This is a genomic window from Polaribacter pacificus, assembly GCF_038024035.1.
Classification (GTDB): domain Bacteria; phylum Bacteroidota; class Bacteroidia; order Flavobacteriales; family Flavobacteriaceae; genus Polaribacter; species Polaribacter pacificus.
Window position 1 is genome coordinate 1,081,132 of sequence record NZ_CP150664.1, and the last position, 23,877, is coordinate 1,105,008.

Below are 23,877 nucleotides of genomic sequence, written 5' to 3' on the forward strand. Positions count from 1 at the left end.
CTTAGTTGTTCATTAAATTAATGATAGATTGATGAATCTTCTCCCCTACTTGATCTCCATAAAGAGGAACTGAAAAATCAGATTTTTTTGTTTGAAATTCCTGATACGCTGTTTGCATCTTTTTTGAATCTGCTCCTACAATAGTAGCAAAGCCATTGTTAACCAGCTCTAACCATTCTGTTTCTTCTCTAATAATAATACAGTTTTTTTGATTAAAAAAAGCTTCTTTTTGCAAACCACCACTATCAGTAACCACCAAAAGACAATGCTTTAGCAGCTCTAACATATCAAAATACCCAAGGGGCTCTATACAGGTAAGCTTAGGTACAATTTGATGCTTTTCTAAAATCTTTTTGGTTCTTGGGTGCAAAGGCAAAATCACTTCATGAGTTGTATGCAAAGCCTCCAAACCACTTATTATTTGTTGTAATTTTTGTACATCATCTGTATTTTCTTGCCTGTGAAGCGTAGCTACTATAAATTTTTTATCCTGCAACCTAAGCTTAGATATTAGTGTCGATTTTTTTGCAGAAAACTTACTGTAATAAGCCACAGCATCCTTCATAATATCTCCGCAATTCACCAACTGTATCGGCAATGTATCATAGCCTTCGTCTTTAAGGTTTTGCATGGCATTCTCTGTAGGACAGCATAGTAAATTAGCCATACGGTCTGTTAAAATCCGATTCACTTCTTCTGGCATACTCATGTTAAAAGATCGCAAGCCAGCCTCTATATGAACTATTTTTATATGAAGCTTTTTAGCTGCTAAAGCACCCGCTAATGTAGAGTTGGTATCTCCATAAACCACCACAGCTTCGGGCTTTTCTTTTAGTAAAACCTCTTCAATTTTCTCTAACATCTGACCCGTCATTGCTCCGTGAGTTAGACTGTGAATCTTTAAATTATATGCGGGCTCTGGAATGTTCATTTCGGTAAAGAAAACAGCACTCATATTGTTGTCAAAATGTTGACCCGTATGCACAATTACTTCTTCAATCTGTTTGTGTTCTTTAATTACCCTACTTAAAACAGCTGCTTTTACAAACTGTGGTCTGGCTCCTAAAATGGTCACTATTTTCTTCATAAAGAATGGTTCTCAAGGGTGTTCTTAATAATTTTAGACAGTTCTTCTGTCAAGTTTTTTCTATGGAACTGCTCAATATTTTGAACAGTAAAAACTGTGTTTCCTTCCTTAAAATTACGATATAAATCTAAGACTACTTCTTTTAATTTAACCGCATCATTAAAATCAACTATTTCACCAGAGCTTGTTTCTTGTAAAATTGTTGCCAAATCACCATCTGTGGGGCCAATTGCCAAAATAGGTCTCTTTGCTTGTAAGTATTCAAAGATTTTGCCGGTAACGATACCTTTGGCACTTGCCACTTGATTAACAGCCAAAAGCAATACCTGTGATTGCTCTTGATAGGATTTAATCTCGGCATGCTTTAAGTAACCCAATCTCTCAACATTTTCAAGCCCACTACCTGTTATACTATTTAGTACCTGAGGTGCAATATGCCCTATTAATTTTATCTCAAGATCAGATTTAAAATCTGAATTTTCTTTACAAATAGCAGCCAACACCTCCCATAAAATAATTGGATTTCTATCAGCATTCATAGCACCGACATGCGTAATTGAAAAACGGGAATCTAAAAATTGAGCTCCTTTTTTTTCATCTTGCGATGTATCATAGCCATTGGTCAACACATACACTTGTTTAGCATAGGGGTCGAAATTCTTCTTCATGGTCTCACCTACGACCAAAACAGCATCTGATTTTTTCAGCACCTTTTTTTCTAGTGTGTGGTGCTTTGCTAGTGATTTTTTAGTCAAAGGCAATTGATCAAAATAATCTATCGCAGTCCATGGGTCTCTAAAATCTGATATCCAAGGAACTCCTAGGTCTTCTTTTAAGGCAAGACCGATAAGATGCACACTGTGTGGCGGTCCAGTAGTGATAATCATATCTACTGGATGACTTTCTAAATACTTCTTTAGATACCTAACAGAGGGTTTAATCCAAAATTTACGTGCATCAGGTATAAAAAAATTAGCTCTAATATATTGAGTAAAACGTCCAAACAAACCTGGATTGGGGTTTAAAAAACCAGCACTCTGACTGCTTTTCTTTTTAGTAAAAAAAACAAATAAGTTGTTGGGCTCTCTAATGGGCAAGCGCAAAACCTCAACTCCTTTTGGGATTTCATTCTCTAATGATGAATCTGTAATTGGATATCTAGGATTCTCAACGGTGTAAACAACAGGCTCTAACCCAAACTGCTGTAAATATTTCACAAATTTTAGCCATCGTTGAACTCCGGGGCCTCCTGCGGGCGGCCAATAATATGTAATGATTAGTACTTTCACTTTTTAAGATTATCGTAAAGATGCACCAAATTACTCGATAAATACTCCCAATTTAAATTACCTTCTAAGGATTGTTCTAATCCTCGGTTGGCTTTCTCTAGAGCAGCGTCGTAAGAATTGTAAATCTGTAATACCTCTTTTGCAAAACTCTCTGGCTTATCTGCTTCGAAAAAATTCCCAATCTGATGTTCTAAAACAAAGCGCTTCATCGGCTTACAATCAGAAACCAATAGGGGTTTTCCAGAAAGTAAAATCTGAAAAAACTTATGAGGCACTGCACTTTCTGTATGCTCATTTGAAGTGTGCGGAATAATATTAAGATCAGAGCTTTTCATAATATTGATCACATTTTTAAAAGGTTCCGATCCTTTAATAAGCACTGAATTTTCTAATTGGTATTTTGCTATTAATTGTTGCAAATGTGCTCTCACATCATTGTTTGCAGGCCCAACTAAAACCAAGAGCGCTCTCGGCTGCTCTTTTGCAATCATACGCATTCCCTCTATGGCGATATGCAAACCTCTATGAGGCCCAAAGCCTCCCACGTATGAAATGATAAATCTATTTGAATAGTCCGAAAAATAATCGGCAGACTCTTGTTCAAAGTTTTTGGCAAATTCTTTTTTCTCAGCGTTTGAAACAATCACAATTTTATTGGCAGGCAACTGGTGTTGCTCTATCAAGCGTTCTTTCATTTCATCGACGACAGCAATAACATAATCAAATTGCTGCACAACCTTTGCCTCATAAGCACGCCATCGTTGGTAGCCAAAAAAGAGCTTGTTTTTAAGTCGGATAATTGGATTCTTACGCCATGAAAACCAAGTTAATAAGGCCGCTGGATAGTTTTCATGTAAATCGATGACGGTTTTAAGCTGATACTTTTTAGCCGCAATAAGTGCCGTTTTGGCCAAAGGCAAATCGTGTACATGCAAAACTTCAATAGTATGCTTCTGGATAAACTTCGGTAATTCTTTTTTAAAAAATGGATGCACAAAATTAATGGATGCAATAACATCTACAATCCCCTCATGAGCTAAACTTTTATAAGAAATACTTCTAACTACTGTTACACCATTAACTATTTCAAGGGCTTTTTCTGAAGGCTTTTTTGTACACAAAACAAACACAGAATGTTTGGTTGCAAGAGTTTCTGCCTCTTTTCGAACCCGAATATCAGAAGGGTAACTTCCGTTTAAGAGCATTCCAATATTCATAAGTAGTCGTTATTTTTTCTTTTTACGATCGTAAAAATACCATCCTAAAGGAATCATTAAAATTAAAAAGTAAGAACTCAAAGTGATGGTGTTTCCTTGCTGTATTATAGTTGGCTCAAATTTAAACACTATTTGATGGGCTCCAGCCGGAACAAGCAACCCTCTTAAGACATAATTTACCTGATAATGAGGTACTTTTTCACCATCTATATACGCATTCCATCCTGCCTTGTAATAAACCTCAGAAAAGACAGCAAAACGAGCTTTGCTTGCAACGCTTTTATATGTCAAACTGGTAACATCATAGTTTGTTAATTGGATGCTAGCTAGTGAATCTATTTCTGTATCCTGTTTAAATTGAGCCGAAAATTCTTTAAAATCTTCTGCTCTAATAACTGCTGCATGTTTGGTATTTAAACTATCCAGCGCATTCATTTCTTCTTGAGCAGAATTAACAACCTTAAGCTGATCAACAAACCAAACATTTCCGTTAGCATCAGGATTTTGTTGTGCTATTCTAGCTCCATTCTGATCTGGAACAATAAAATACTTTGTATTTAACATGTTGATTGTTTGTCGATTCCCTTTCGAGGCTATCTGATAGTCAAATAGCTCTTGATAACGACGTAATTTTGCTGCGTGATATCCACCTATTGATTGGTGAAAATATGAGGTTCTACCATCTTGCATTGGGTTGTCTGCAAAATTCCCAACTCGGTAGTGTCCTTGGTCTTTTAAAATTTCTTTGTCATAATCTTGAAGCTGAAAAGGCTGGTCGACATTTCTAGCGGTGGTAAAGGAATCTTTATTAACATACTCAAGATTAACAGACACCTGATCAAACAAGATTAATACAGCAAAAACAATTAAAACCTTGCTTTGATTTACTTTGTTTTTTATAAAAAACCACAGCAATCCAAAAGACAAAACAACCAACACTAATGATCGAAGACTGTCTTGAACAAGCATAGTCTTTCTATCTTGAATTAGCGCATCTTTTAAGCCTGGAATTTCTGCATAATTAGAATCTCTAAATCCTTCAAAAGCGAATAAACTACCCCCAAAAAGCGCAAAAAACAAACAGACCCCTCCTAACACATACAATGCTTTTTTAAGAGATTGTTTTTTATCTTCTACAGAAATAGTCTCTGAAAAAACAGCTTTTAAAGCTAAAACACCCAATAAAGGAACGCAAATTTCTGCAATGACCTGTATAGAAGATACCGCTCTAAACTTGTTGTATAAAGGCACATAATCAATAAAGAAATTGGTAATAATATCAAAGTTTTTACCCCAGCTAAGTAGTATCGAAAAAATAGTAGCTGCTACCAACCACTGTTTTAGTTTTCCTTTGATTAAAAAGATCCCTAGAAAAAATAAGAAGAAGACCACCGCACCTATATATGCTGGTGCTTCTATAATAGTCTGCTCTCCCCAATAACTCAGTGCCTCTGAAGAAATTTGTGCTGCTCGAGTAGGTCCGATTCCATCTAGAGTTGATAAGGTTTCATAAAAATTAGAATCGGTTCCTAAATTCTCTGTGGTTCCTCCTCCCATAAAACGAGGAATAAACAGATTAAAAGTTTCTGCAATTCCATAGCTGTATTCTGTAATATACTCTCTAGACAAACCTGTCGTAGCCATTTTTTTAGAACCATCCGGATTTAAAGTAAGCTCTGTGGCACTCCGGGTGCTTTGATCTGCATACTCTTTCATTGCCATTAAACGCGTTGCATTTACACCGACAGCTAACACAAAGGCTACGATAATCAAACTAGCTTGTTTGACAAAGTTTTTGAGCTCTTTCTCCTTAATGGCTTCCATCAGCCATACAATCCCTAAAATTAGAATAACAAACAATAAATAGTAAGTCATTTGTGGATGATTGCTATTAATTTCTAAAGCCATTGCCAAAGCTGACAATACGAAACCAAATAAATATTTTTTCTGAAAAACCAACACCACTCCTGCCAGAACCAGAGGCATATACCCAATTGCATGCGCCTTGGCATTGTGACCAGCTCCGAAAATGATAATTAAGTAAGTAGAGAACCCAAACGAGAGCGCCCCAACAATTGCGAGTTTCCATTTTACTTTTAAAGCGAGTAATAAAATAAAAAAGCCTAAAAAATACAAAAACAAATAATCAGCTGGTCTAGGTAAAAAACGCAATAAGCTGTCAACTTCTTTGATAAAATCATTTGGATAATACGCACTTAATTGATAGGCTGGCATCCCACTAAATGCAGCCCCTGTCCAATAAGGCTCTTCACCTTTTTGCATTCTATAATCAGCAATCTCTTTTGATAGACCTTTAAACTGAGTAATATCACTCTGTTTAATTTGCTGCCCTTTTAAGACCGGATTAAAATATACGATTGACGCTGTAATAAAAATTGCTACGGCAATTAAATATGGGATGATTTTTTTAAAATTCATATTAGTCTATTTCTTCGTAATCAACATACTCACCGACATTCTTGTTTCCCTGATTGGTTTTCTGTGGTTTTTTATCGATAACAGTTTCGCCTTCTTTAACAGTAGGCTCAGCTTGCTGACCTCCTTGAAATTGCTGTGATCTATCTTGCATTTTTTGCAAGTATCTCTTTAGCAACAAAGGTGCAACATACTTTGCAAGTAATTTTAATACATAATAAATAATCACAAGGATTAAAAGGGTTCTCAAAACGTTTATCGGTCCTGCTTCTTGCATAAGTTCTCTCAAAAAATTCCTTCAAAAATAAGAATTTGAAACCAACTAAACCACTAAGATTTCACAAAAAAAAGTTTTCTTCATTGAAATACAATAAATTCTCAAATATGCTACATTTGTTAAATGATTACCATAAAAGAAATGCATACAAAAAAGGAGTTGACACAGTTTGTGAAATTTCCTTTCTCGTTATACAAAGAAAATCCGTACTGGGTACCACCGATTATTAAAGATGAGGTGGCTACCTTTGACAAAAGCCAAAACCCTGTATTTAAAGAAGCGGACGCCCATTTTTTTGTTGCCATCCAAAACAATAAAATTGTTGGTAGAGTTTGCGCCATTGTAAATTGGACTGAAGTAAACAAGCAGCATATAAAAAAAATGCGTTTTGGTTGGTTTGATTTTATTGATAACCTACAAGTTTCTAAAGCACTGCTAGACCGTGTAGGAGAAATTGGGAAGCAACATCAATTAGAGTATATGGAAGGCCCGATCGGGTTTAACAACTTAGACAAAACAGGTGTTCTTACTGAAGGTTTTGATCATATTGGAACCATGATTACTTGGTACAATCACCCGTATTATAAAACACATTTAGAAAGCCTTGGCTTTGTCAAAGAAAAAGAATACTTAGAGAACAAGTTTGCCTTTGCCAAGGTCGATGGTGCGTATTATGGAAAATTGAGCAAGCTAATCAAAAGGCGCTACAAACTTACAGCGCTTGATTTTACCAAGACCAAAGAGCTTATGCCTTATGTAGACAATATGTTTGAGTTGTTTAACGAAGCATATAGCAGTCTCTCTACCTTTGTGCCCATTTCAAAAGAACAACAAGCCTATTTTAAGAAAAAATACCTAAGTTTTATCAATCCTGAATATATTAAATTTGTTCTTGATGAAGAAGGTAAAATGGTTGCTTTCGGAATTGTAATGCCCTCTTTTTCAAAAGCATTGCAAAAAGCGAGAGGTTCATTATTTCCTTTTGGTATATACCATTTAATACAAGCCAGAAAACACGCAAAAGATGTTACCTTTTACTTAATTGGAGTCCATCCAAAATATCAAAACAAAGGTTTAACTGCCATCATTTTTGATCAATACACAAAAACCTTTCAAACAAAAGGGATAGAAAATTGTATACGAACACCAGAACTAGAAGAAAACACAGCCATTCATCAGATTTGGAAAAACTTTGACCCAATTACTCATAAGAGACGTAGAACCTATAGAAAACAACTTTAATGCAATTATTTTACAATCCAGACATTACAGAAGAAACAACTACGTTTAACTTTGATAAAACAGAGAGTAGACATATCGTAAAAGTCCTTCGAAAAAAAGAAGGTGATTTGCTGTTTATCACCAATGGTAAAGGCTTTTTATTTGAGGTAAAAATTATGGTGGCTAGTGATAAAAAATGTCTAGTTTCACTTGTAGAAACTCATAAAAAGCCAAAGCATTGGCAATATCATCTACATATTGCTATTGCTCCAACAAAAAACAATGATCGATTAGAATGGTTTTTAGAAAAAGCTACAGAAATTGGCATCGACGAAATTACACCGATTATCTGTGCCAATTCTGAGCGAACTATTTTAAAAACAGAAAGGCAAGAAAAAATCATTCAGTCTGCACTAAAGCAATCATTAAAATTTGTAATTCCTAAACTTCATAAGCCTATAAAGTTCACAGACTTTATTAAACAAGATTTTAAAGAAGACCTCTATATTGCTCATTGTGAAGAGACTAAAAAAAAATCATTAGCAAAAGAGCTAAAACCCAATCAGAAAGTTCTAATTATGATTGGCCCTGAAGGCGATTTTAATCCTTTAGAAATAGAACTAGCTCTAGCCAAAGGTTTTGTCCCTGTAAGCTTAGGAGAAAGTCGATTGCGTACAGAAACTGCTGGAGTTGTTGCAGCACAAACAGTTGCCTTACTAAATGAACTAGCATCGTAATTTTTAGTATCTTGCTATCAAATCGATATTAGCCATTAATGAAATCCATATTTTTTTTCTTATTGTGTTTTCTTTTTTTTAACCTAGAAGCTCAAGAGCTTGCTGTGTTAAAATACAGTGGTGGTGGTGATTGGTATGCAAATCCTACCGCATTGCCAAATTTGATTGATTTTACCAACAGCAACTGCAATACAAAAATTGACAAAAATACAAAATCAGTCTCTGTAAACAGTGAAGATCTCTTTAATTATCCTATGGTTTTTATGACAGGACACGGCAATGTGCTGTTTTCTGATGAGGAAGCAAAAAACTTAAGAGATTATTTAATTTCTGGAGGATTTTTACATATTTCAGACAATTACGGATTGGACCAGTACATTAGAAGAGAACTAAAAAAAGTATTCCCAGAATTAACATTACAAGAGATTCCTAACAATCACCCTATCTACAATCAAAACTTTTCATTCCCGAATGGATTGCCTAAAATTCATGAACACGACGGGAAAATAGCTCAAGGATTCGGGTTGTTTTACAAAGGAAGACTCATTTGTTTTTATGACTACGAATCTGACCTAAGTGATGGATGGGAAAATGAAACTGTACATAACAACCCAAAAAAAGTGAGAGAAAAGGCACTAAAAATGGGAGCAAATCTAATTCTTTATGCTTTTAGAAATTAATGAGATCACCAACAATATTGATGAGATAAAAATAAACTTTGACTCTAGTCAACTATGGGTTTTAAACATTGCCATTGGCATTATCATGTTTGGTGTTGCCCTGGGCATATCTATAGATGATTTTAAACGACTTTTTAAAAACCCTAAAATTGTTTTTGTTGGAATATTATCTCAATTTATCCTACTTCCTGCTGCTACTTTTTTAGTAATTATTCTTATCCAACCTCATCCAAGTTTTGCTTTAGGAATGATGATGATCGCAGCTTGTCCTGGTGGAAACGTGTCAAATTTTTACAGTAAAATGGCTGGAGGGAATGCTGCCTTATCGGTAAGTTTAACTGCCTTTGCTACCTTAATTTGCATAGTGATGACTCCTTTAAATTTAGAATTCTGGGGAAGCATGTATGAGCCAACTGCCACCATTTTAAAAACCATAAAACTCAATCCGTACGACCTGTTTAAACTTGTTTCTTTAATTCTAGGGATTCCATTAATCTGCGGAATGCTGGTAAAACACTACCATTCAGAAATGGCTAAGAAAATAGAAAAAATACTAAAACCACTATCAATGTTGGTCTTTGTAGCGCTTATTTTTATTGCGTTTTCTCAAAATTTAGATGTTTTTGCAAACCACATACACTTGGTGTTGTTTTTAGTGATTTTTCATAATATTTTCGCCTTTATAATTGGCTATTATACAGCCAAGATATTTGGTTTAAACATTAGAGATAGAAAAACAATCTCTATGGAAACCGGGATCCAGAACGGAGGACTCGGCCTGTTATTGATCTTTGGATTTTTCGAAGGCTTAGGAGGCATGGCTTTATTAGCCGCCTTTTGGGGTGTTTGGGATGTGTTCTCAGGTATGGTTTTGGCCACTTACTGGGGCTATAAAGCAAAAAAAGCAGCTACAAAACCTGCTTAATTCTTGCTTAAAACTCCACTCTTAAAACTTTTAACTCCTTATTTTAAACGCACATCAAGATATACAGAATGACGTCCATAGGTATCGTAAAAAGGTTTATACAGCACACCATTAATACTAAAATTTAATTTCTCTGCTTGTGGCTTAATAGATTTACCAAGATTGTTGGCGTCTAAACTCACTTTACGCCAAGTAGTTCTAGGAGCTGGTTCTTGTGCTACAAGTAAAATAGGTCCATAGAATAAGCTGGCAATATTTTGTTGATCCATAACAGGAGATAAATGAAAATCAAAAGGCATACGCAACTCAACAGTATCTCCGCTTTTCCAACTGCGATTTAAAGACAAATAGCTCCCTGGACTTGTTTTTGTTTCCTGTTTTTTTCCATTAATCGTCACAAAGAAGCCTTTGGTTGCCCATTGCGGGACCCGTATCTTAAGATCAAACTTACCATTTCCTTCAATGGTTAACTTGCTGTGATCTTCTTTTGGGAAGGCTGTGGTTTGATGAATAATTATGTTTTTAGCTTTCCATGTTAATGATGAAGGAACGAATAGGTTTACATATAAAGCATTGTTGTCTATACTTTTAAAATAAATAGAATTCTGTAGCTTAGTACTACTTTCTAGTGCAGTTCCATTACAACAGGTAAAGCCTTTCATCTCTGGATTTCCAAAATGCTTAACAGACCCAGGTCTTAAGGGCACATGATAGGTGTTTGCCGGACTATCTTCTGCTACTGAGGCAAGAATGTGATTGTACAAACCACGCTCATAATAATCCATTAACTCCGTTCGCTGATCAAATAGAAAAAGGTTTTTTGTTAATTTAAGCATGTTGTAGGTTGCACAGGTTTCATTCTGCCCTCCTGAAGACAAACCGTTTTCATAAAGCGTTGCTGGTTGACTGATAAAGCATTCTGCATTTGCAGGGTTTCTAGCACCGGCAACACCTCCTATACTGTACATATAATCATTGGTGGCTTTGTTCCAAAAATTATCTGCAATTCTAAAATATGCCGAAGCACCAGAATCACGATACATCTCTAAAGCGCCTAGAATCTGAGGAATGTGTTGATTGGCATGTAAACCTCTAAAGGTATCTACATTTTTAGCAAGCCCATGCGAATGTGTAGCATCTCCGTAAAACACTTTAATATTGTCAAATAATTTTGCACCATCTAGATAACGTTGCTCATTGGTAACTCTATACAATCTAGCCATTACTTCATTCATTCCACCAAACTCTCCTGCAATGTAGGTATTCCACATCTTAATGAGTGTTTCAGTTGGCAATTGGGCAAGACGAGCAGCTACCCAATCTCCCATACCTTTTGCTACCTCAAGTGCTTTTGGGTTACCATTAACTTCATAAACATCTAGCAATCCAGCTAGAATTTTGTGTAGGGTATAGTAAGGTGCCCATATTTTTGTTTTTTGAGTTCCGTAGATAGCTCCCTTTTCTAGCATGATAAATTGATCTGGTGGATAAGCACTTATAAACCCTTTACCCCAATTCCAATAATCGGTTCGGATCCCTTCAATACTTAAATCAGAATCAAAATCAGATTTTCCTGATCCTGGCGGAACAGCATTGGGGTCAGCAACAAACGTTCCTCCCTTTTTAACCGGTTGACCAGATAATTTTGAAAGCTTAAAAAGTACGTTGATCATATAGTTCATTTTCTTTGCAAAATTATTCTGTAAAGAAATGTCATAGGCTGTACTTGCGTAAGCCTGGGCGATGGCAGTCAAATAATGCCCTGTAGCATGACCGCGTAACTTTGTTTCTTGTGTATCCCAAACACCTAAGGCTACTGCTCCTTTTGGTTGCTCTTGACCAAATGCATTTCTAAACATGTACAAGAAATCATCAGGATTTGTCTTAGATAGCGTTGTGATAAATTTGGTTCGGTTTTCTATAAATTTTGTTTCACGTCCATAGACATCTGTATTTAATGAAACTGCGTCTAAACTAAAAACTTCCAAACTGCGATTTGGTGTCTTAGCTGCTTTGACTGCTTTGACCTTTACAAATGCTTTAGGTCTTAGATTAGTTCCTGGCACAAAACCAATAATAGTATAATCACCTGCTTTTAACACATCGTGATTGTCTTTTGGTGCTGGCCAAATAACTCTGGCAGGAACATCTCTGATCCCATTTCCATAAACAGCATCGACATATCTGGGCAATCTTGGAAGGAAACCAACTTCAGTCTCAACATGAATATTTGGAATATCAATTAAATATTGATTGTAAAGTTGAGGCGTGTTAACAGAAAAAACTGGAAGATCATCAACTGGGCCTTTTTTTTCATTTACAACAGTAGCATCGCTATTTAATCCATTGCGATGAATTCTAAATATTTGCTTGCTATTTAGTGGGATTCTATAGATTCTTAAATCGTGTAGTTTTGCCTTTAGGTTTGGAGCCTTTCCTATCAATGATTTGCCTATATAAAATTTGTTTTTATTATTGTTGTTGTAAAATACTTGTTTTAGATCTAAACTAACTTCTCTATTTTCTGCGACAAGCACCCCATTTATATAAGTAGACATTGTACTTGTAGGAATGTTTAAAACCACTGCAATATGACTCCATTGATTAGGCAATAAACTTGCTGAATGTGTACTATATACTTCATTAGCATTAGCTGTAATCCTTGATTGAAAACCTATTTTCTTCTTTGTACCAATAGGTACTACAGAAAAATGCGACTTTGTATTTTTTCCAACATCAAATAGATACTGATCTGGTTGCGTTGAACTCATATAAACCCAACCAACTATCGTAAGAGATTCTTCGGCAGCGATAGCTTCACTTGGAAGTAACACATAATCTTTAGCTGCTCCAGATAAAGAAAGTACTTGACCAAATTTTGCATCGGTAACAAAACTCATATTAGATCCTTGCAAGGTACCATGTAAATTGTTCCGTGACCAATCTTTAGCATTGCCATCAAATAAATATCGAGCAATCAAACCAGTTTCCCCAATCCCATCTAAAATTTGATCACCATTTTGAGTCTGTGCTCTAGAAAAACTAAATACAAAGCAACAAAGCAATAGGGAAATTAAAAACTTGTGTGTACGTGTCATCTTGAATCTCTTTTAAATTAAGACAAAAAGCAATCGTATACTTAACACAAATACTTTTTTGGCTTTAATCGTTTACTTCTGCAAGTTATAAAATAATAAGTGTAAATAAAACACTTATTGAAATAAAAAACACAAATCCAGAACAGGAACCTAAAGAAGCAAAACTCAAAAAGGAAAGATAGAAAATATTTATAGAATCAATGAGAAGCTTAAAGGAGACAGACTAAGTTATTTTCTACCAAATCAACAACGGGTTTCGGAGAAACGTAAGGAATACCCAGACCTAGGCCTCTTAAAATAAAAAGAACCGCAATGACACAAACCGCAAACGGAATAAATTGCTGAATGCGTTTTCGAAACATACCGCTGGTAAAATTTCCTAAATAAACAAAAGCAGTCATCAGCGGAATGGTCCCTAAACCAAAAAGAAACATATAAATACTTCCTTGCAATGCATTCGCTGTGGCAATAGATGCAAAGATGGCCATATAGACCAAACCACATGGTAAAAAGCCATTTAAAAAACCAATGGTAAAAAAGGTATCAACTCGCTTCTTCTTAAGCTCTTTTCCTAAAGCGTTCTTTACTCCAGAAAAAGCCTTGTAAATAGGAGTGCTAATACTGTATTTATTCAGTAGTTTTTTTGGCAGCAGCACCATAAGTATCATGAGTACTCCAATAACAATTGACAGTTGCTGTTGAAATCCAAACAAGTAAAACCCTTTCCCTAGCAAACCAAAAAGCAAGCCTAAAAGCGCATAGGTTAGCAATCTTCCAAAGTGATACATGGTTATTTGCAAAAACCGTTTGGTTGGATTGTTTCTATCAACAGGAAGCATAAAAGCAATAGGCCCACACATTCCAATACAATGAAAACTTCCTAATAACCCAAATATGATGGCTGAAAAAAGCATTTAATAAAAAAGTTCTTTCTTAAATAAATATTTTTGATCTTTGTAGGACCAAGAAACAGTAATGTTCCAACGACCACCCAATAAACGTTTGTCAGGCATGAGCAAATAAGATGAATCAGAAACAACTATAGGTGTTTCAAAATCCAATTGTTTATTAGATGGTCTGTATAGGAACACTTTACCTTCTATTTTTTTAGTTTCCATCTCTTTTGGAAACATAATCTTTAATCCTTCTTTGGTTTTTAGAATAGTTAAATCCTGTTTTAGATTTTTCGAATTCTTATTGGCATTAATTTGATCTTGAAACTTTAACTCATCTTTATAATAGTCTTTAGAAACCAAATCATATTCAAGATTCTTACTAGTCCCCATACTAATTACAAAATAGAGAATAAAACCAATAAACAACACAAAGGCAGCAACAACTCCAAATCCCCAATTCATTTTAATTTTCATATCCTCTTTTATTTATAACTTCGTGGTCCTAAAAAATTTGTGGTAGCTGTTTCAATTAGCTCGCCATTACTATAAACTCCAATCTTGAGCTTAGTTTTATCAGTATCTAAGAGCGCCCCATTTATCTCTATAAACAAGGTTCCTTCTGCTAGGCCTTGCTTAGGCACCGTAAAATCTAAATTTGTTACAACGTTAATTGTTCCTTTATGTGAGAGCAATTTATAAGTTACGTGCTCTATATTTCTTGTAGTCTTATTAATAACTTTATAGGTATACACATTGCTTATTATATTGCCTTCTTTATGCTGATACAATTGACCTGGCAATCTAAGTATGGTAGCTTCCACATCATTTCTAAGGAAAAGCATCCCTATTAAAAAACCAATTAAAATAGCTAAAACTGCTGTATAACCTTTCATTCTAGCTGTAAAGGTAAACGGTGCTTTTTTAGCAATATTTTCTTCACTCGCATATCGAATCAAGCCTTTTGGAAGACCAACCTTCTCCATCATATCATCACACTCGTCAATACAAGCAGTACAGTTTACACATTCTAACTGAGTCCCGTTTCTAATATCGATTCCCGTTGGACAGACATGTACACATTGCATACAATCTATACAGTCTCCTTTTCCGCTAGCTTCTCTATCCTCGTTCTTTTTAAATTTTGCTCTCCCTGCTTCTTTTTCTCCACGAACATAATCGTAAGCAACATTGATCGTTTTATTATCTAATAGTACTCCTTGCAAACGCCCATAAGGACAGGCGATTATACAAACCTGCTCTCTAAACCAAGCAAAAATAAAATAGAAAACACTGGTAAAAATCAATAGTGAAATAAGAGTACTAATGTTTTCAAAAGGATCGCCGGTTACATAATTAATAACTTCATCACCACCTATCAAATAGGCTAAAAACACATTGGCTATTAAAAAGGATATGACAAAAAACAAGAACCATTTTAAAAGTCGCTTTCTTATTTTTTCTGCATTCCATTCTTGTTTTTGCAAGCGTATTTGTTTACCTCTATCTCCTTCTATCCAATACTCAATTTTTCGGAATACCATTTCTAAAAAAATGGTTTGCGGGCAAATCCACCCACAAAAAATACGCCCAAAAACTACAGTAAAAAGAATAACAAAAACAACACCAATAATCATTGAGACTACAAACAAATAAAAATCTTGCGGCCAAAATGGGAAACCAAAAATATTGAACTTGCGTTCTATAACATTAAAAAGCAAAAACTGGTTACCATTAATCTTTATAAAGGGTGCTGTAACTAAAAAAATCAGTAGGATATAACTCACCCAGCTTCGGTATTTATAATACCGCCCACTTGGTTTTTTAGGATACACCCAAGAACGTTTACCCTCCTTATTTATAGTACCAATACTATCTCTAAATGTTTCATTATCAGGCGTTTCCATTTTCAACTATTAAAAACTAATACTTATTCTTCTTTCCACAAATCACCTTCTGCTTTTTTAGCAGTAGCAGGCGTTGTACCTTGTAAAGACAATACATAACTAGCAACTTTAGCCATGTCTTGTGGTTTTAATGTGTTTTTCCAAGAGATCATCCCTTTACCATCTCTTCCTCCTTCAGAAATTGTGGTATACACGTTTTTGATTCCTCCCCCAAGGATCCAATATTCATCTGTAAGGTTTGGTCCGATTGAACCACCTCCATCGGCAAGGTGACAGGCTGCACAGTTTAAATTAAAAACAGCTTTTCCTCTTTTCAAATCTTTTTCATCTGTTAATAAGGTAACTGTAGATGCATCAATAAGATCTGTAGCAGTTTCTTTATATTTTTCTAAGGAAGCGCGGGCTTCTGCAACCGCTTTTTTGTATTCCATTTCTGGAGTATCTCCATCAAAAACTTCAAATCTAACTAGATACACAATCGCAAAAAGAATACTTGCATAAAACATATATACCCACCATGGCGGTAAGGTGTTGTCCAACTCCCTAATACCGTCATAATTGTGATCTAGAACAATCTCAGACTCTTGTTCCATAGATTTTGATTTGGTCCATTTCTGCATCAACTGTCTCCACCAAGTCATAAAACTAGAACTAGCGACCTCTGGAGTAACTCCATCCTTTTCATTTTGGAGTAGCTCTACTTTTTTAAGAGCCATCACCAACACCCAAGCTAAGGTAATTAGTACCAAACTAAAAACAGTAAGTACTAATGACGGTAATGGATTATCTAAAATATTAAATGGTTCTTTGTAACTATTCGCTATCTCTGTAAAGACTAAAGGAACACAAAAGACAAAGAGTACCAATACAATTGCTAAACTATATTTTTTCATCTTATTCTATTTTTTATTGATCTAAGGGTATCTTACTAACCTCATTAATATATTCTTTTTTTGCACTAAAGACCCACCAAAATAGGACAACAAAAAAAGTAAAAAAAATCAGTAGAGAAATTAAAGGATAGATCTCTATTCCTGTAATACTTTCCATGTGGTTTTTTACAAATTTCAACATGATTTCTTATTTTTTATTAATTAATAGCGCTTCTAAATCTTTTACTTTAATATCTGTACCTAGACGTTGCAGGTAAGCAATTAAAGCGACAATCTCACGATCTTTCATCTCAACAAAAGGCAAGCCGTTGTCTTGAGCATATTTTTTATCAGACTCGTAACTCTTAACAAAATCTGGATCAGAATAAAGGTTTTGCTCTATTTGAGTTCCTTGTTCTGTCATATTTGCTTGCGCATTAGCGATATCTTCTTCTGTATAAGGTACTCCTAGAGTAACCATGGTTTTCATTTTAGCTTCAGTATCACTTTTATCAAGCTTATTACGGATTAACCATTTATAGCCTGGCATAATAGAACCTGATGATGTACTTTGAGGATCATACATATGGTTTAAGTGCCAGTTATCAGAGTATTTCCCTCCAACTCTATGCAAATCAGGACCAGTACGTTTAGAACCCCATAAAAATGGATGATCATAAACAAACTCACCTGCTTTTGAGTATTCACCGTAGCGCTCCACCTCACTTCTAAAAGGTCGTACCATTTGTGAGTGACACCCCACACATCCTTCACGGATGTATAAATCTCTACCTTCTAATTCTAAAGGCGTATATGGCTTAACACTGCTAATCGTAGGAATGTTTGATTTTACCAACAAGGTTGGTACAATCTGAACGATACCTCCTATTAAAATTGCAATAGTAGCATAGATGGTTAATTTAACAGGCTTACGCTCTAACCAAGTGTGCCATCCTTCTCCACTAGTTCTGTGTTTAGATACTTTTTCTAAGGCAGGTGCTTCTGCCAACTCATCAACAACCGCACTTCCTTTTCTAATGGTTTGAATAATATTATAAAGCATCACTAGAGCTCCCAAAATAAATAAACTTCCTCCAATTGCACGCATCCAGTACATTGGGATAATTTCTTTAACGGTTTCTAAAAAGTTACCATAAGTAAGAGTTCCGTCTGGGTTAAATTGTTTCCACATAGAAGCTTGAACAAAACCTGCTACATACATTGGCAAGGCATATAGAATAATCCCTAAGGTCCCGATCCAGAAATGCACATTTGCTAAAGCCTTAGAATACAATTCTGATTTAAACAACCTTGGCACCATCCAGTAAATCATACCGAAGGCTAAAAATCCATTCCAAGCCAAAGCTCCAACATGCACGTGAGCAATAATCCAATCACTAAAGTGGGCAATTGCATTTACATTCTTTAAAGACAACATCGGTCCTTCAAAAGTAGCCATACCATAACCGGTAATTGCTACTACCATAAATTTTAAAACAGGATCTGTACGCACTTTATCCCAAGCGCCCCTCAAGGTTAATAATCCATTGATCATCCCTCCCCAAGAAGGTGCTAATAGCATTACAGAAAAAGCAACCCCTAGGTTTTGAGCCCAGTTTGGCAATGATGTATACAATAGATGGTGAGGTCCTGCCCAGATATAAATAAAAATCAGCGACCAAAAGTGTACAATAGACAACTTATATGAGTACACTGGTCTATTGGCTGCTTTAGGCACAAAGTAATACATCAATCCAAGAAACGGAGTGGTCAAAAAGAATGCTACCGCATTATGACCATACCACCATTGAACTAAAGCATCTTGTACACCTGCATAAACAGAATAACTTTTAAAAGCAGTTACTGGGATTGCTAAACTATTAAAGATATGCAAGACTGCAACAGTAACAAAAGTTGCTAAATAAAACCAAATGGCTACATACAAATGACGTTGTCTTCTTTGTAAGATAGTCCAGATCATATTAGCTCCAAATGCAACCCAAACTAAGGCAATAGCAATATCTATTGGCCATTCAAGTTCTGCATATTCTTTAGATGTAGAGTATCCTAAAGGGAGTGTTATTGCTGCTGCGACAATGATTGCTTGCCAACCCCAAAAATTAAAATTACTTAAAAAGTTACTGGCCATTCTCGCCTTTAACAATCGCTGTAATGAATAATACACCCCAGCAAATATTGCATTTCCTACAAAGGCAAAAATTACAGCATTGGTATGTAAAGGTCTTAATCGCCCAAAACTCAACCACGAAATGTCATCGGTTAGGTTTGGGAACAAAAACATAAAGGCCAACAAAAGCCCTACAGAGAACCCTACAATCCCCCATAATAATGTGGCGTAAAGGAATTTTTTTACGATCTTATTATCGTAATAAAACTGTTGAATTTCCATAATCTAATTGTATTTAATATCTAGTTAGTTTTATTGCTAGTGGTGTTGGGTTTAACCAACTCATCATCAAAGAGCATACGAACAGAGGGCGTATACGAATCATCGTACTGACCTCTTTTTACCGAATAAATAAATGCTACGAAAAAAATGATAGCAACTAAGATACTTAGTGCAAGTAGTAAATATATTACGCTCATGTTCTGCCTGATTATAGTTCAAAATTACGTTTCGCTTTTTATAATTAACATGACAAATATCATGTTCTTAAAATTTTCTTAAAATTTTCTAAATTGTCTTAGAAAACAACTGTGTTTTCAATGTATTCCGCTGTAAATACATGTCAAAAGCCATGCAGATATTTCTTAAAAAAGGCCTAGCTTTTTCTGGGATCTCAATAGAAAATTCATTTTTCACAACCAAATTATCAGCAATTAACTCTCGCAAAAGTGCCAAACTTTCTTCTAGATTATCAAATTGCATCTCTGGTGCTTTCCAAGAAGTTTTTAATTGACACATTAAATTTAAAATATGCTTTCTAATCACTAAATCTTCTTCGGTTAATTGATGCCCTCTAAAAATAGGAAGCTCTCCTAAATTGACTAGTTCTTGATATTCTTTAACGGTTTTTACATTTTGCGCAAATGAATACCAAGAATCAGAAATTGCTGACATTCCCAAACCAATCATTAATTGAGTTTTACTTGCAGTGTATCCCATAAAATTTCTGTGCAAGGTTTTCTCTTCTGTTGCTTTGTAAAGTGAATCTGTTTTTAAGGCAAAATGATCCATGCCTATTTCAACATATCCCAAATTAGCAAACAATTCTTTCCCTACTTCATAGAGCTCTCTTTTTTCATCATCCTTTGGCAGATCTTTTTCATTAAATCCTCTTTGACCCACTCCTTTTATCCATGGCACATGCGCATAGCTATAAAAAGAAATTCGATCTGGCGCCAAGCTTTTTGTCTTTTCGATGCTTTCTGTAATCGATGCTACGGTCTGAAATGGCAAGCCAAAAATCAAATCATGACTTACAGAGGTATAGCCAATTTCTCTTGACCAAGCTGTTACTTTTGCAACCTGTTCAAACGATTGAACTCTATGGATGGCTTTTTGCACTTTCGGGTCGTAATCCTGCACCCCAAAACTGATTCTAGTAAAACCTAAATCATATAAGGTTTGCAACTGGCCTTTGGTGGTATTGTTTGGATGACCTTCAAGACTAAATTCATAATCAGGATGCCTATCAGCATAAACAAACAGTCCATCTATCAATTTTTTAAGCTGAAAACTAGAAAAGAAAGTTGGTGTTCCGCCTCCTAAATGAATCTCTTTTAGCTGTGGTTTTTCATCAACCAAATCAACATATAATTTCCATTCTTTTAGAACGGTATCAATATAATCCTCCTCTACTTCATGTCTCTTTGTAATATGTTTATGACAGGCACAAAAGGTGCACAAACTTTCACAAAAAGGCAAATGTATGTACAAGCTTATACCTTCTGTTTGATTGCTTTCTATAAATGATTTCTGAAAACTCGCAATCCAGTTTTCTTTAGAAATTCCATTGGCATCCCAAAACGGAACCGTTGGATAGCTTGTATATCTAGGTCCTGGTACATTGTATTTTTGAATCAGTGAACTCATCTTAAATCTTTTTTCCTAATTGATTGGTCATAACCGTTGTAAACACAACGATGCTAATAGAACTTAAAGGCATTAAAATTGCAGCAATCACTGGCTGTAATTGCCCGGTAACCGCAAAGTACAAGCCGATAACATTATAACATAAAGACAACATAAAACTGTATTTTATAATACGAATTGCCTTTTTTGAAATCTGTAAATAAGTCTCAATATCTTTAAAATTTTCTGCAGCTAGGATTGCATCACAGGCTGGAGAAAAAACATTGATATTTTCTGATAGCGAGATCCCCACATCACTCTGAGCCAAAGCTCCAGCATCATTCAATCCATCCCCAATCATCAGAACTTTTTGCCCTTTATCTTGTAAGGATTTTACAAAATTTAGCTTGTCTTCTGGCTGTTGATGAAACAAATACTGAACTTTTTCAGGCAATACAGATTCTAAGTAGACTTGCTCCCCTTCATTATCTCCAGAAACCACCGATAAATTAAATTGAGTTGCTAGCTTAGAAAACAACATTTTCATTTGAGGTCTGTAAGCGTTTTTAAAGATAAACCTGCCCTTATACTCATCATTAACAGCTATGTGAATAGCCGTTTCAATGCGATTTGTTTTATTTTCTGCATCTACTAAAGCTAAAGAACCTATTCTAAGTTCTATCGCTCCAGATTTTGCAATAATACCCTTACCTAATTGCTCCTCAAACGAGTCAACAGCTTGTTTTTTATTAGTTTCTAACCAAAGAAACAGCATTCTACTTAGAGGGTGGTTAGAGACACGAACGGCATTAGAAAGTACTACTTTTTCAGTTTTGCTAAGCGGTATCCCTTCATAACTAATCTTATTTTCTTTAGTTGATGTAAGCGTTCCTGTTTTATCAAAAACTACTGTATCAATCTGAGCCATTTTTTCTATGACAGCCGCATTTTTTAAATAGCACTTCTTCTTACCGAGTATCCTCAATAAGTTTCCTAAAGTAAATGGAGCGGCAAGTGCAATAGCACAGGGACAAGCAATAATCAACACCGCAGTAAATACATTCATCGCTTTGCTAGGATCTATAAACAACCAAATAAGTGTAGAAATACTTGCGATACTTAACACAAAAATGGTAAACTGCTTACTAATGGTATTGGTAAGACTTGTAAATTTTGAATCTTTATCTTTTGCAAAAACATCATTACTCCAGAGCTGCGTTAAATAGCTTTGTGAAACTGAATTTAAAACCTCCATGATAAAAAAGCCATTGAGCTGCCTTCCTCCTGCAAACAGTTTGTCTCCTGATTGTTTTTTTACAGCGATGGACTCGCCAGTAACAAAACTGTAATCTATTTTTGCAGAACCTTCTATCAACACTCCATCAACAGGTATGAGTTCTTGGTTTCTGATAATCAATCGATCTCCTTTTTCAAGTTCGTATATCTGGACAATCTCCTCAGACTCATCCGGCAATATTTTGGTGACAGCAATCGGAAAATACGATTTAAAATCACGTTCAAAAGACAAGAAGTTATAGGTTTTTTGTTGGAAAAATTTACCAATCAATAAGAAAAAGACCAAACCGGTTAGGCTGTCAAAAAAGCCTGTTCCTAAATCAAAGATAATTTCTACACTACTTCTTAAAAACAAGACCATTATACCTAAAGCAATAGGTACGTCAATATTTAAAATTTTAGAACGGAGTCCTTTATAGGCAGAAATAAAATAATCCTTAGCCGCATAAAAAACCACCGGTAGTGAAAAGGAAAACATGAGCCAACGAAAGATGTACTTGTATTGCTCTAACCAAAATTCATTGACTTCAAAATATTCTGGAAAAGACAAAAACATAACGTTACCAAATGCAAAACCTGCAATCGCTAACTGATACAGCAAGGTTCTATCCACCTTGTTTTTACCCAATTCATAATCCTCTAAACTAATATAAGGCTCATAGCCAATAGCACTCAACAAAAGCACCACCTCTTTAAGACTAGTACCTTTAGAATCATAGGTAATTCGGATAGTCTTTTTAGGAAAGTTTACCTGAGAGGCAATAATATCTTTCTGAAGCTTGTTTAAATTTTCTAAAACCCAGATACAAGAGCTACAGTGAATATGTGGTATGTATAAATTGACTACTTGCTTGTTCTCTGCATCAAATTCAAGAAGTTTTTCTAGAATTTTTGCATTGTCCAAATAATCATACTTCCCTTGGATTTCTTGCGGGATTGCTCCAGGACGCTGCTCTAGATCATAATAACAAGTAAGTTCATTCTCCGAAAAGATTTCATAGACTGTTTTACAACCATTACAACAAAAATACTTATCATCAATCGTAATTGATTGATTATCACAATGATTTCCACAGTGGTAACACAACAAATCTTCCATACTTATTTACTCAAATTGCCTAGCACAAAGTTCCCTTTAAAATTAGCTTTAAAATATGATATTTATCAGTTTTTAACTATATTTGAAAGAATCAACCTACCGATCACTATGAGCAAATGTGACCAATGTATTGTCAGGCAATTAAATTCTTTTAAAACCCTTACCAAAAGTGAGTTAATCCGTATTTCAGAATGCAAGACTACCAAAGTCATTAAAAAAGGAGAAGTCATTTTTAAAGAAGGTGAACACCTCAATGGAGTTTTCTGCATTAAAGAAGGCGTTTGTAAAGTTTCAAAAATGAGCTCCAATGGACGAGAACAAATTATTCATTTGGTTAACAAAGGAGATATATTAGGAGAGCGAAGCTTAATTAGCGATGAAGTTGCCAATTTAAAAGCTACCGCCATCAGCGACATGTCCGTTTGCTATATCCCTAGAGAAGAAATTGTTAGAGATTTTCAAGAAAATCCAGATTTTACTCAAGAAATTCTTAAAAATCTTGCGTCGATGTTAAAGAACGCTGACAACACCATTGTAGATATGGGCCAAAAAACAGTTAAGCAGCGCTTAGCAGAAATGCTGGTACATCTTGATGAAAAATTCGGAAAAGATACTGACGGTTTTCTTGACATCCAACTCTCTAGAGAAGACATGGCCAATATAATTGGTACAGCAACAGAATCTGCCATTAGACTTTTGTCAGAGTTTAAAAAAGCTGGATTAATTGCCATTGAAGGAAAAAAGATCAATATTATTTCTGCTTCAGGGCTAAATAAAATAGCCAAAGGCTTTTAATTTACGTTTCTT

General features: G+C 35.2%; 20 protein-coding genes. 5 read left to right on the top strand and 15 right to left on the bottom strand.

What is annotated here, in order from left to right; all coding sequences use genetic code 11:
* Nucleotide 1: 1 nt before the first annotated feature.
* The 5 genes from wecB to WHC90_RS04895 are packed head-to-tail and all read right to left on the bottom strand — an operon-like array spanning nt 2 to nt 6,306.
* Nucleotides 2-1,087, bottom strand: coding sequence for a non-hydrolyzing UDP-N-acetylglucosamine 2-epimerase (wecB, locus tag WHC90_RS04875; protein ID WP_188597371.1), 1,086 nt, complete (start codon nt 1,085-1,087; stop codon nt 2-4).
* Nucleotides 1,084-2,376, bottom strand: a complete 1,293-nt coding sequence (locus WHC90_RS04880) for a glycosyltransferase family 4 protein (RefSeq protein WP_188597372.1) — start codon at nt 2,374-2,376, stop codon at nt 1,084-1,086. The genes wecB and WHC90_RS04880 overlap by 4 nt, the downstream gene beginning before the upstream one ends.
* Nucleotides 2,373-3,593 (bottom strand): glycosyltransferase, encoded by a 1,221-nt coding sequence (locus WHC90_RS04885; RefSeq protein WP_188597373.1) that lies wholly within the window; start codon nt 3,591-3,593, stop codon nt 2,373-2,375. Before WHC90_RS04885 ends, WHC90_RS04880 begins: the two co-directional genes overlap by 4 nt.
* A 9-nt stretch (nt 3,594-3,602) precedes the next feature.
* Nucleotides 3,603-6,032 (bottom strand): YfhO family protein, encoded by a 2,430-nt coding sequence (locus WHC90_RS04890; RefSeq protein WP_188597374.1) that lies wholly within the window; start codon nt 6,030-6,032, stop codon nt 3,603-3,605.
* 1 nt (nt 6,033) lies between these two features.
* A complete protein-coding gene (locus tag WHC90_RS04895) occupies nt 6,034-6,306 on the bottom strand; it encodes a DUF4834 family protein (RefSeq protein WP_188597375.1) in 273 nt (90 codons plus the stop codon).
* Nucleotides 6,307-6,429: 123 nt separating this feature from the next.
* On the opposite strand from WHC90_RS04895, the gene WHC90_RS04900 reads away from it, so the two are divergent.
* From WHC90_RS04900 to WHC90_RS04915, 4 genes are read left to right on the top strand one after another with little or no spacing between them, the layout of a single operon-like run.
* Nucleotides 6,430-7,548: a GTP cyclohydrolase gene (locus tag WHC90_RS04900; RefSeq protein WP_188597376.1), complete on the top strand. Its 1,119-nt coding sequence runs from the start codon at nt 6,430-6,432 to the stop codon at nt 7,546-7,548.
* Nucleotides 7,548-8,264: a 16S rRNA (uracil(1498)-N(3))-methyltransferase gene (locus WHC90_RS04905; protein ID WP_188597377.1), complete on the top strand. Its 717-nt coding sequence runs from the start codon at nt 7,548-7,550 to the stop codon at nt 8,262-8,264. Before WHC90_RS04900 ends, WHC90_RS04905 begins: the two co-directional genes overlap by 1 nt.
* 38 nt (nt 8,265-8,302) lie before the next feature.
* Entirely contained in the window at nt 8,303-8,944 is a 642-nt protein-coding gene (locus tag WHC90_RS04910; protein WP_188597378.1) for a DUF4159 domain-containing protein, read from the top strand.
* A complete protein-coding gene (locus WHC90_RS04915; RefSeq protein WP_188597379.1) occupies nt 8,928-9,869 on the top strand; it encodes a bile acid:sodium symporter family protein in 942 nt (313 codons plus the stop codon). The genes WHC90_RS04910 and WHC90_RS04915 overlap by 17 nt, the downstream gene beginning before the upstream one ends.
* Nucleotides 9,870-9,907: 38 nt before the next feature.
* Here the strand turns inward: WHC90_RS04915 and WHC90_RS04920 are convergent, their stop codons facing one another.
* From WHC90_RS04920 to WHC90_RS04965, 10 genes are all read right to left on the bottom strand, one after another.
* Nucleotides 9,908-12,967 carry a beta-L-arabinofuranosidase domain-containing protein gene (locus tag WHC90_RS04920; protein WP_188597380.1) on the bottom strand — a complete coding sequence of 1,020 codons (3,060 nt, stop codon included), beginning with the start codon at nt 12,965-12,967 and terminating at the stop codon, nt 9,908-9,910.
* A gap of 209 nt (nt 12,968-13,176) precedes the next feature.
* Nucleotides 13,177-13,881, bottom strand: coding sequence for a sulfite exporter TauE/SafE family protein (locus WHC90_RS04925; protein ID WP_188597381.1), 705 nt, complete (start codon nt 13,879-13,881; stop codon nt 13,177-13,179).
* Complete coding sequence (locus tag WHC90_RS04930) at nt 13,882-14,337, bottom strand: FixH family protein (RefSeq protein WP_308421280.1); 456 nt, start codon at nt 14,335-14,337, stop codon at nt 13,882-13,884.
* Nucleotides 14,338-14,345: 8 nt separating this feature from the next.
* Complete coding sequence (gene ccoG / locus WHC90_RS04935) at nt 14,346-15,767, bottom strand: cytochrome c oxidase accessory protein CcoG (protein ID WP_188597382.1); 1,422 nt, start codon at nt 15,765-15,767, stop codon at nt 14,346-14,348.
* Nucleotides 15,768-15,790: 23 nt separating this feature from the next.
* Entirely contained in the window at nt 15,791-16,660 is an 870-nt protein-coding gene (locus WHC90_RS04940; protein ID WP_188597383.1) for a cbb3-type cytochrome c oxidase N-terminal domain-containing protein, read from the bottom strand.
* Nucleotides 16,661-16,673: 13 nt separating this feature from the next.
* Complete coding sequence (locus WHC90_RS04945; protein WP_229664861.1) at nt 16,674-16,841, bottom strand: CcoQ/FixQ family Cbb3-type cytochrome c oxidase assembly chaperone; 168 nt, start codon at nt 16,839-16,841, stop codon at nt 16,674-16,676.
* A 6-nt stretch (nt 16,842-16,847) separates the two neighbouring features.
* The gene (gene ccoN / locus WHC90_RS04950) at nt 16,848-19,049 is read right to left on the bottom strand and encodes a cytochrome-c oxidase, cbb3-type subunit I (RefSeq protein ID WP_188597384.1); all 2,202 of its coding nucleotides are present in this window, start codon (nt 19,047-19,049) and stop codon (nt 16,848-16,850) included.
* A 20-nt stretch (nt 19,050-19,069) separates the two neighbouring features.
* Nucleotides 19,070-19,246 carry a cbb3-type cytochrome oxidase assembly protein CcoS gene (ccoS, locus tag WHC90_RS04955; RefSeq protein WP_188597385.1) on the bottom strand — a complete coding sequence of 59 codons (177 nt, stop codon included), beginning with the start codon at nt 19,244-19,246 and terminating at the stop codon, nt 19,070-19,072.
* A gap of 88 nt (nt 19,247-19,334) precedes the next feature.
* Complete coding sequence (gene hemN, locus WHC90_RS04960; protein WP_188597386.1) at nt 19,335-20,696, bottom strand: oxygen-independent coproporphyrinogen III oxidase; 1,362 nt, start codon at nt 20,694-20,696, stop codon at nt 19,335-19,337.
* A gap of 1 nt (nt 20,697) precedes the next feature.
* A complete protein-coding gene (locus WHC90_RS04965) occupies nt 20,698-23,070 on the bottom strand; it encodes a heavy metal translocating P-type ATPase (protein ID WP_188597387.1) in 2,373 nt (790 codons plus the stop codon).
* 108 nt (nt 23,071-23,178) lie between these two features.
* Here WHC90_RS04965 and WHC90_RS04970 point away from each other — a divergent pair, with 108 nt between their 5' ends.
* The gene (locus tag WHC90_RS04970) at nt 23,179-23,865 is read left to right on the top strand and encodes a Crp/Fnr family transcriptional regulator (protein WP_188597388.1); all 687 of its coding nucleotides are present in this window, start codon (nt 23,179-23,181) and stop codon (nt 23,863-23,865) included.
* The last annotated feature ends 12 nt before the right edge of the window (nt 23,866-23,877 follow it).

Coding starts and splice junctions, on each gene's coding strand:
- wecB (WP_188597371.1), bottom strand. CDS start 1,087: ATGAAGAAAATAGTGACCATTTTAGGAGCCAGACCACAGTTTGTAAAA.
- WHC90_RS04885 (WP_188597373.1), bottom strand. CDS start 3,593: ATGAATATTGGAATGCTCTTAAACGGAAGTTACCCTTCTGATATTCGG.
- WHC90_RS04890 (WP_188597374.1), bottom strand. CDS start 6,032: ATGAATTTTAAAAAAATCATCCCATATTTAATTGCCGTAGCAATTTTT.
- WHC90_RS04895 (WP_188597375.1), bottom strand. CDS start 6,306: ATGCAAGAAGCAGGACCGATAAACGTTTTGAGAACCCTTTTAATCCTT.
- WHC90_RS04900 (WP_188597376.1), top strand. CDS start 6,430: ATGATTACCATAAAAGAAATGCATACAAAAAAGGAGTTGACACAGTTT.
- WHC90_RS04905 (WP_188597377.1), top strand. CDS start 7,548: ATGCAATTATTTTACAATCCAGACATTACAGAAGAAACAACTACGTTT.
- WHC90_RS04910 (WP_188597378.1), top strand. CDS start 8,303: ATGAAATCCATATTTTTTTTCTTATTGTGTTTTCTTTTTTTTAACCTA.
- WHC90_RS04915 (WP_188597379.1), top strand. CDS start 8,928: ATGCTTTTAGAAATTAATGAGATCACCAACAATATTGATGAGATAAAA.
- WHC90_RS04920 (WP_188597380.1), bottom strand. CDS start 12,967: ATGACACGTACACACAAGTTTTTAATTTCCCTATTGCTTTGTTGCTTT.
- WHC90_RS04925 (WP_188597381.1), bottom strand. CDS start 13,881: ATGCTTTTTTCAGCCATCATATTTGGGTTATTAGGAAGTTTTCATTGT.
- WHC90_RS04930 (WP_308421280.1), bottom strand. CDS start 14,337: ATGAAAATTAAAATGAATTGGGGATTTGGAGTTGTTGCTGCCTTTGTG.
- ccoG (WP_188597382.1), bottom strand. CDS start 15,767: ATGGAAACGCCTGATAATGAAACATTTAGAGATAGTATTGGTACTATA.
- WHC90_RS04940 (WP_188597383.1), bottom strand. CDS start 16,660: ATGAAAAAATATAGTTTAGCAATTGTATTGGTACTCTTTGTCTTTTGT.
- WHC90_RS04945 (WP_229664861.1), bottom strand. CDS start 16,841: ATGTTGAAATTTGTAAAAAACCACATGGAAAGTATTACAGGAATAGAG.
- ccoN (WP_188597384.1), bottom strand. CDS start 19,049: ATGGAAATTCAACAGTTTTATTACGATAATAAGATCGTAAAAAAATTC.
- ccoS (WP_188597385.1), bottom strand. CDS start 19,246: ATGAGCGTAATATATTTACTACTTGCACTAAGTATCTTAGTTGCTATC.
- hemN (WP_188597386.1), bottom strand. CDS start 20,696: ATGAGTTCACTGATTCAAAAATACAATGTACCAGGACCTAGATATACA.
- WHC90_RS04965 (WP_188597387.1), bottom strand. CDS start 23,070: ATGGAAGATTTGTTGTGTTACCACTGTGGAAATCATTGTGATAATCAA.
- WHC90_RS04970 (WP_188597388.1), top strand. CDS start 23,179: ATGAGCAAATGTGACCAATGTATTGTCAGGCAATTAAATTCTTTTAAA.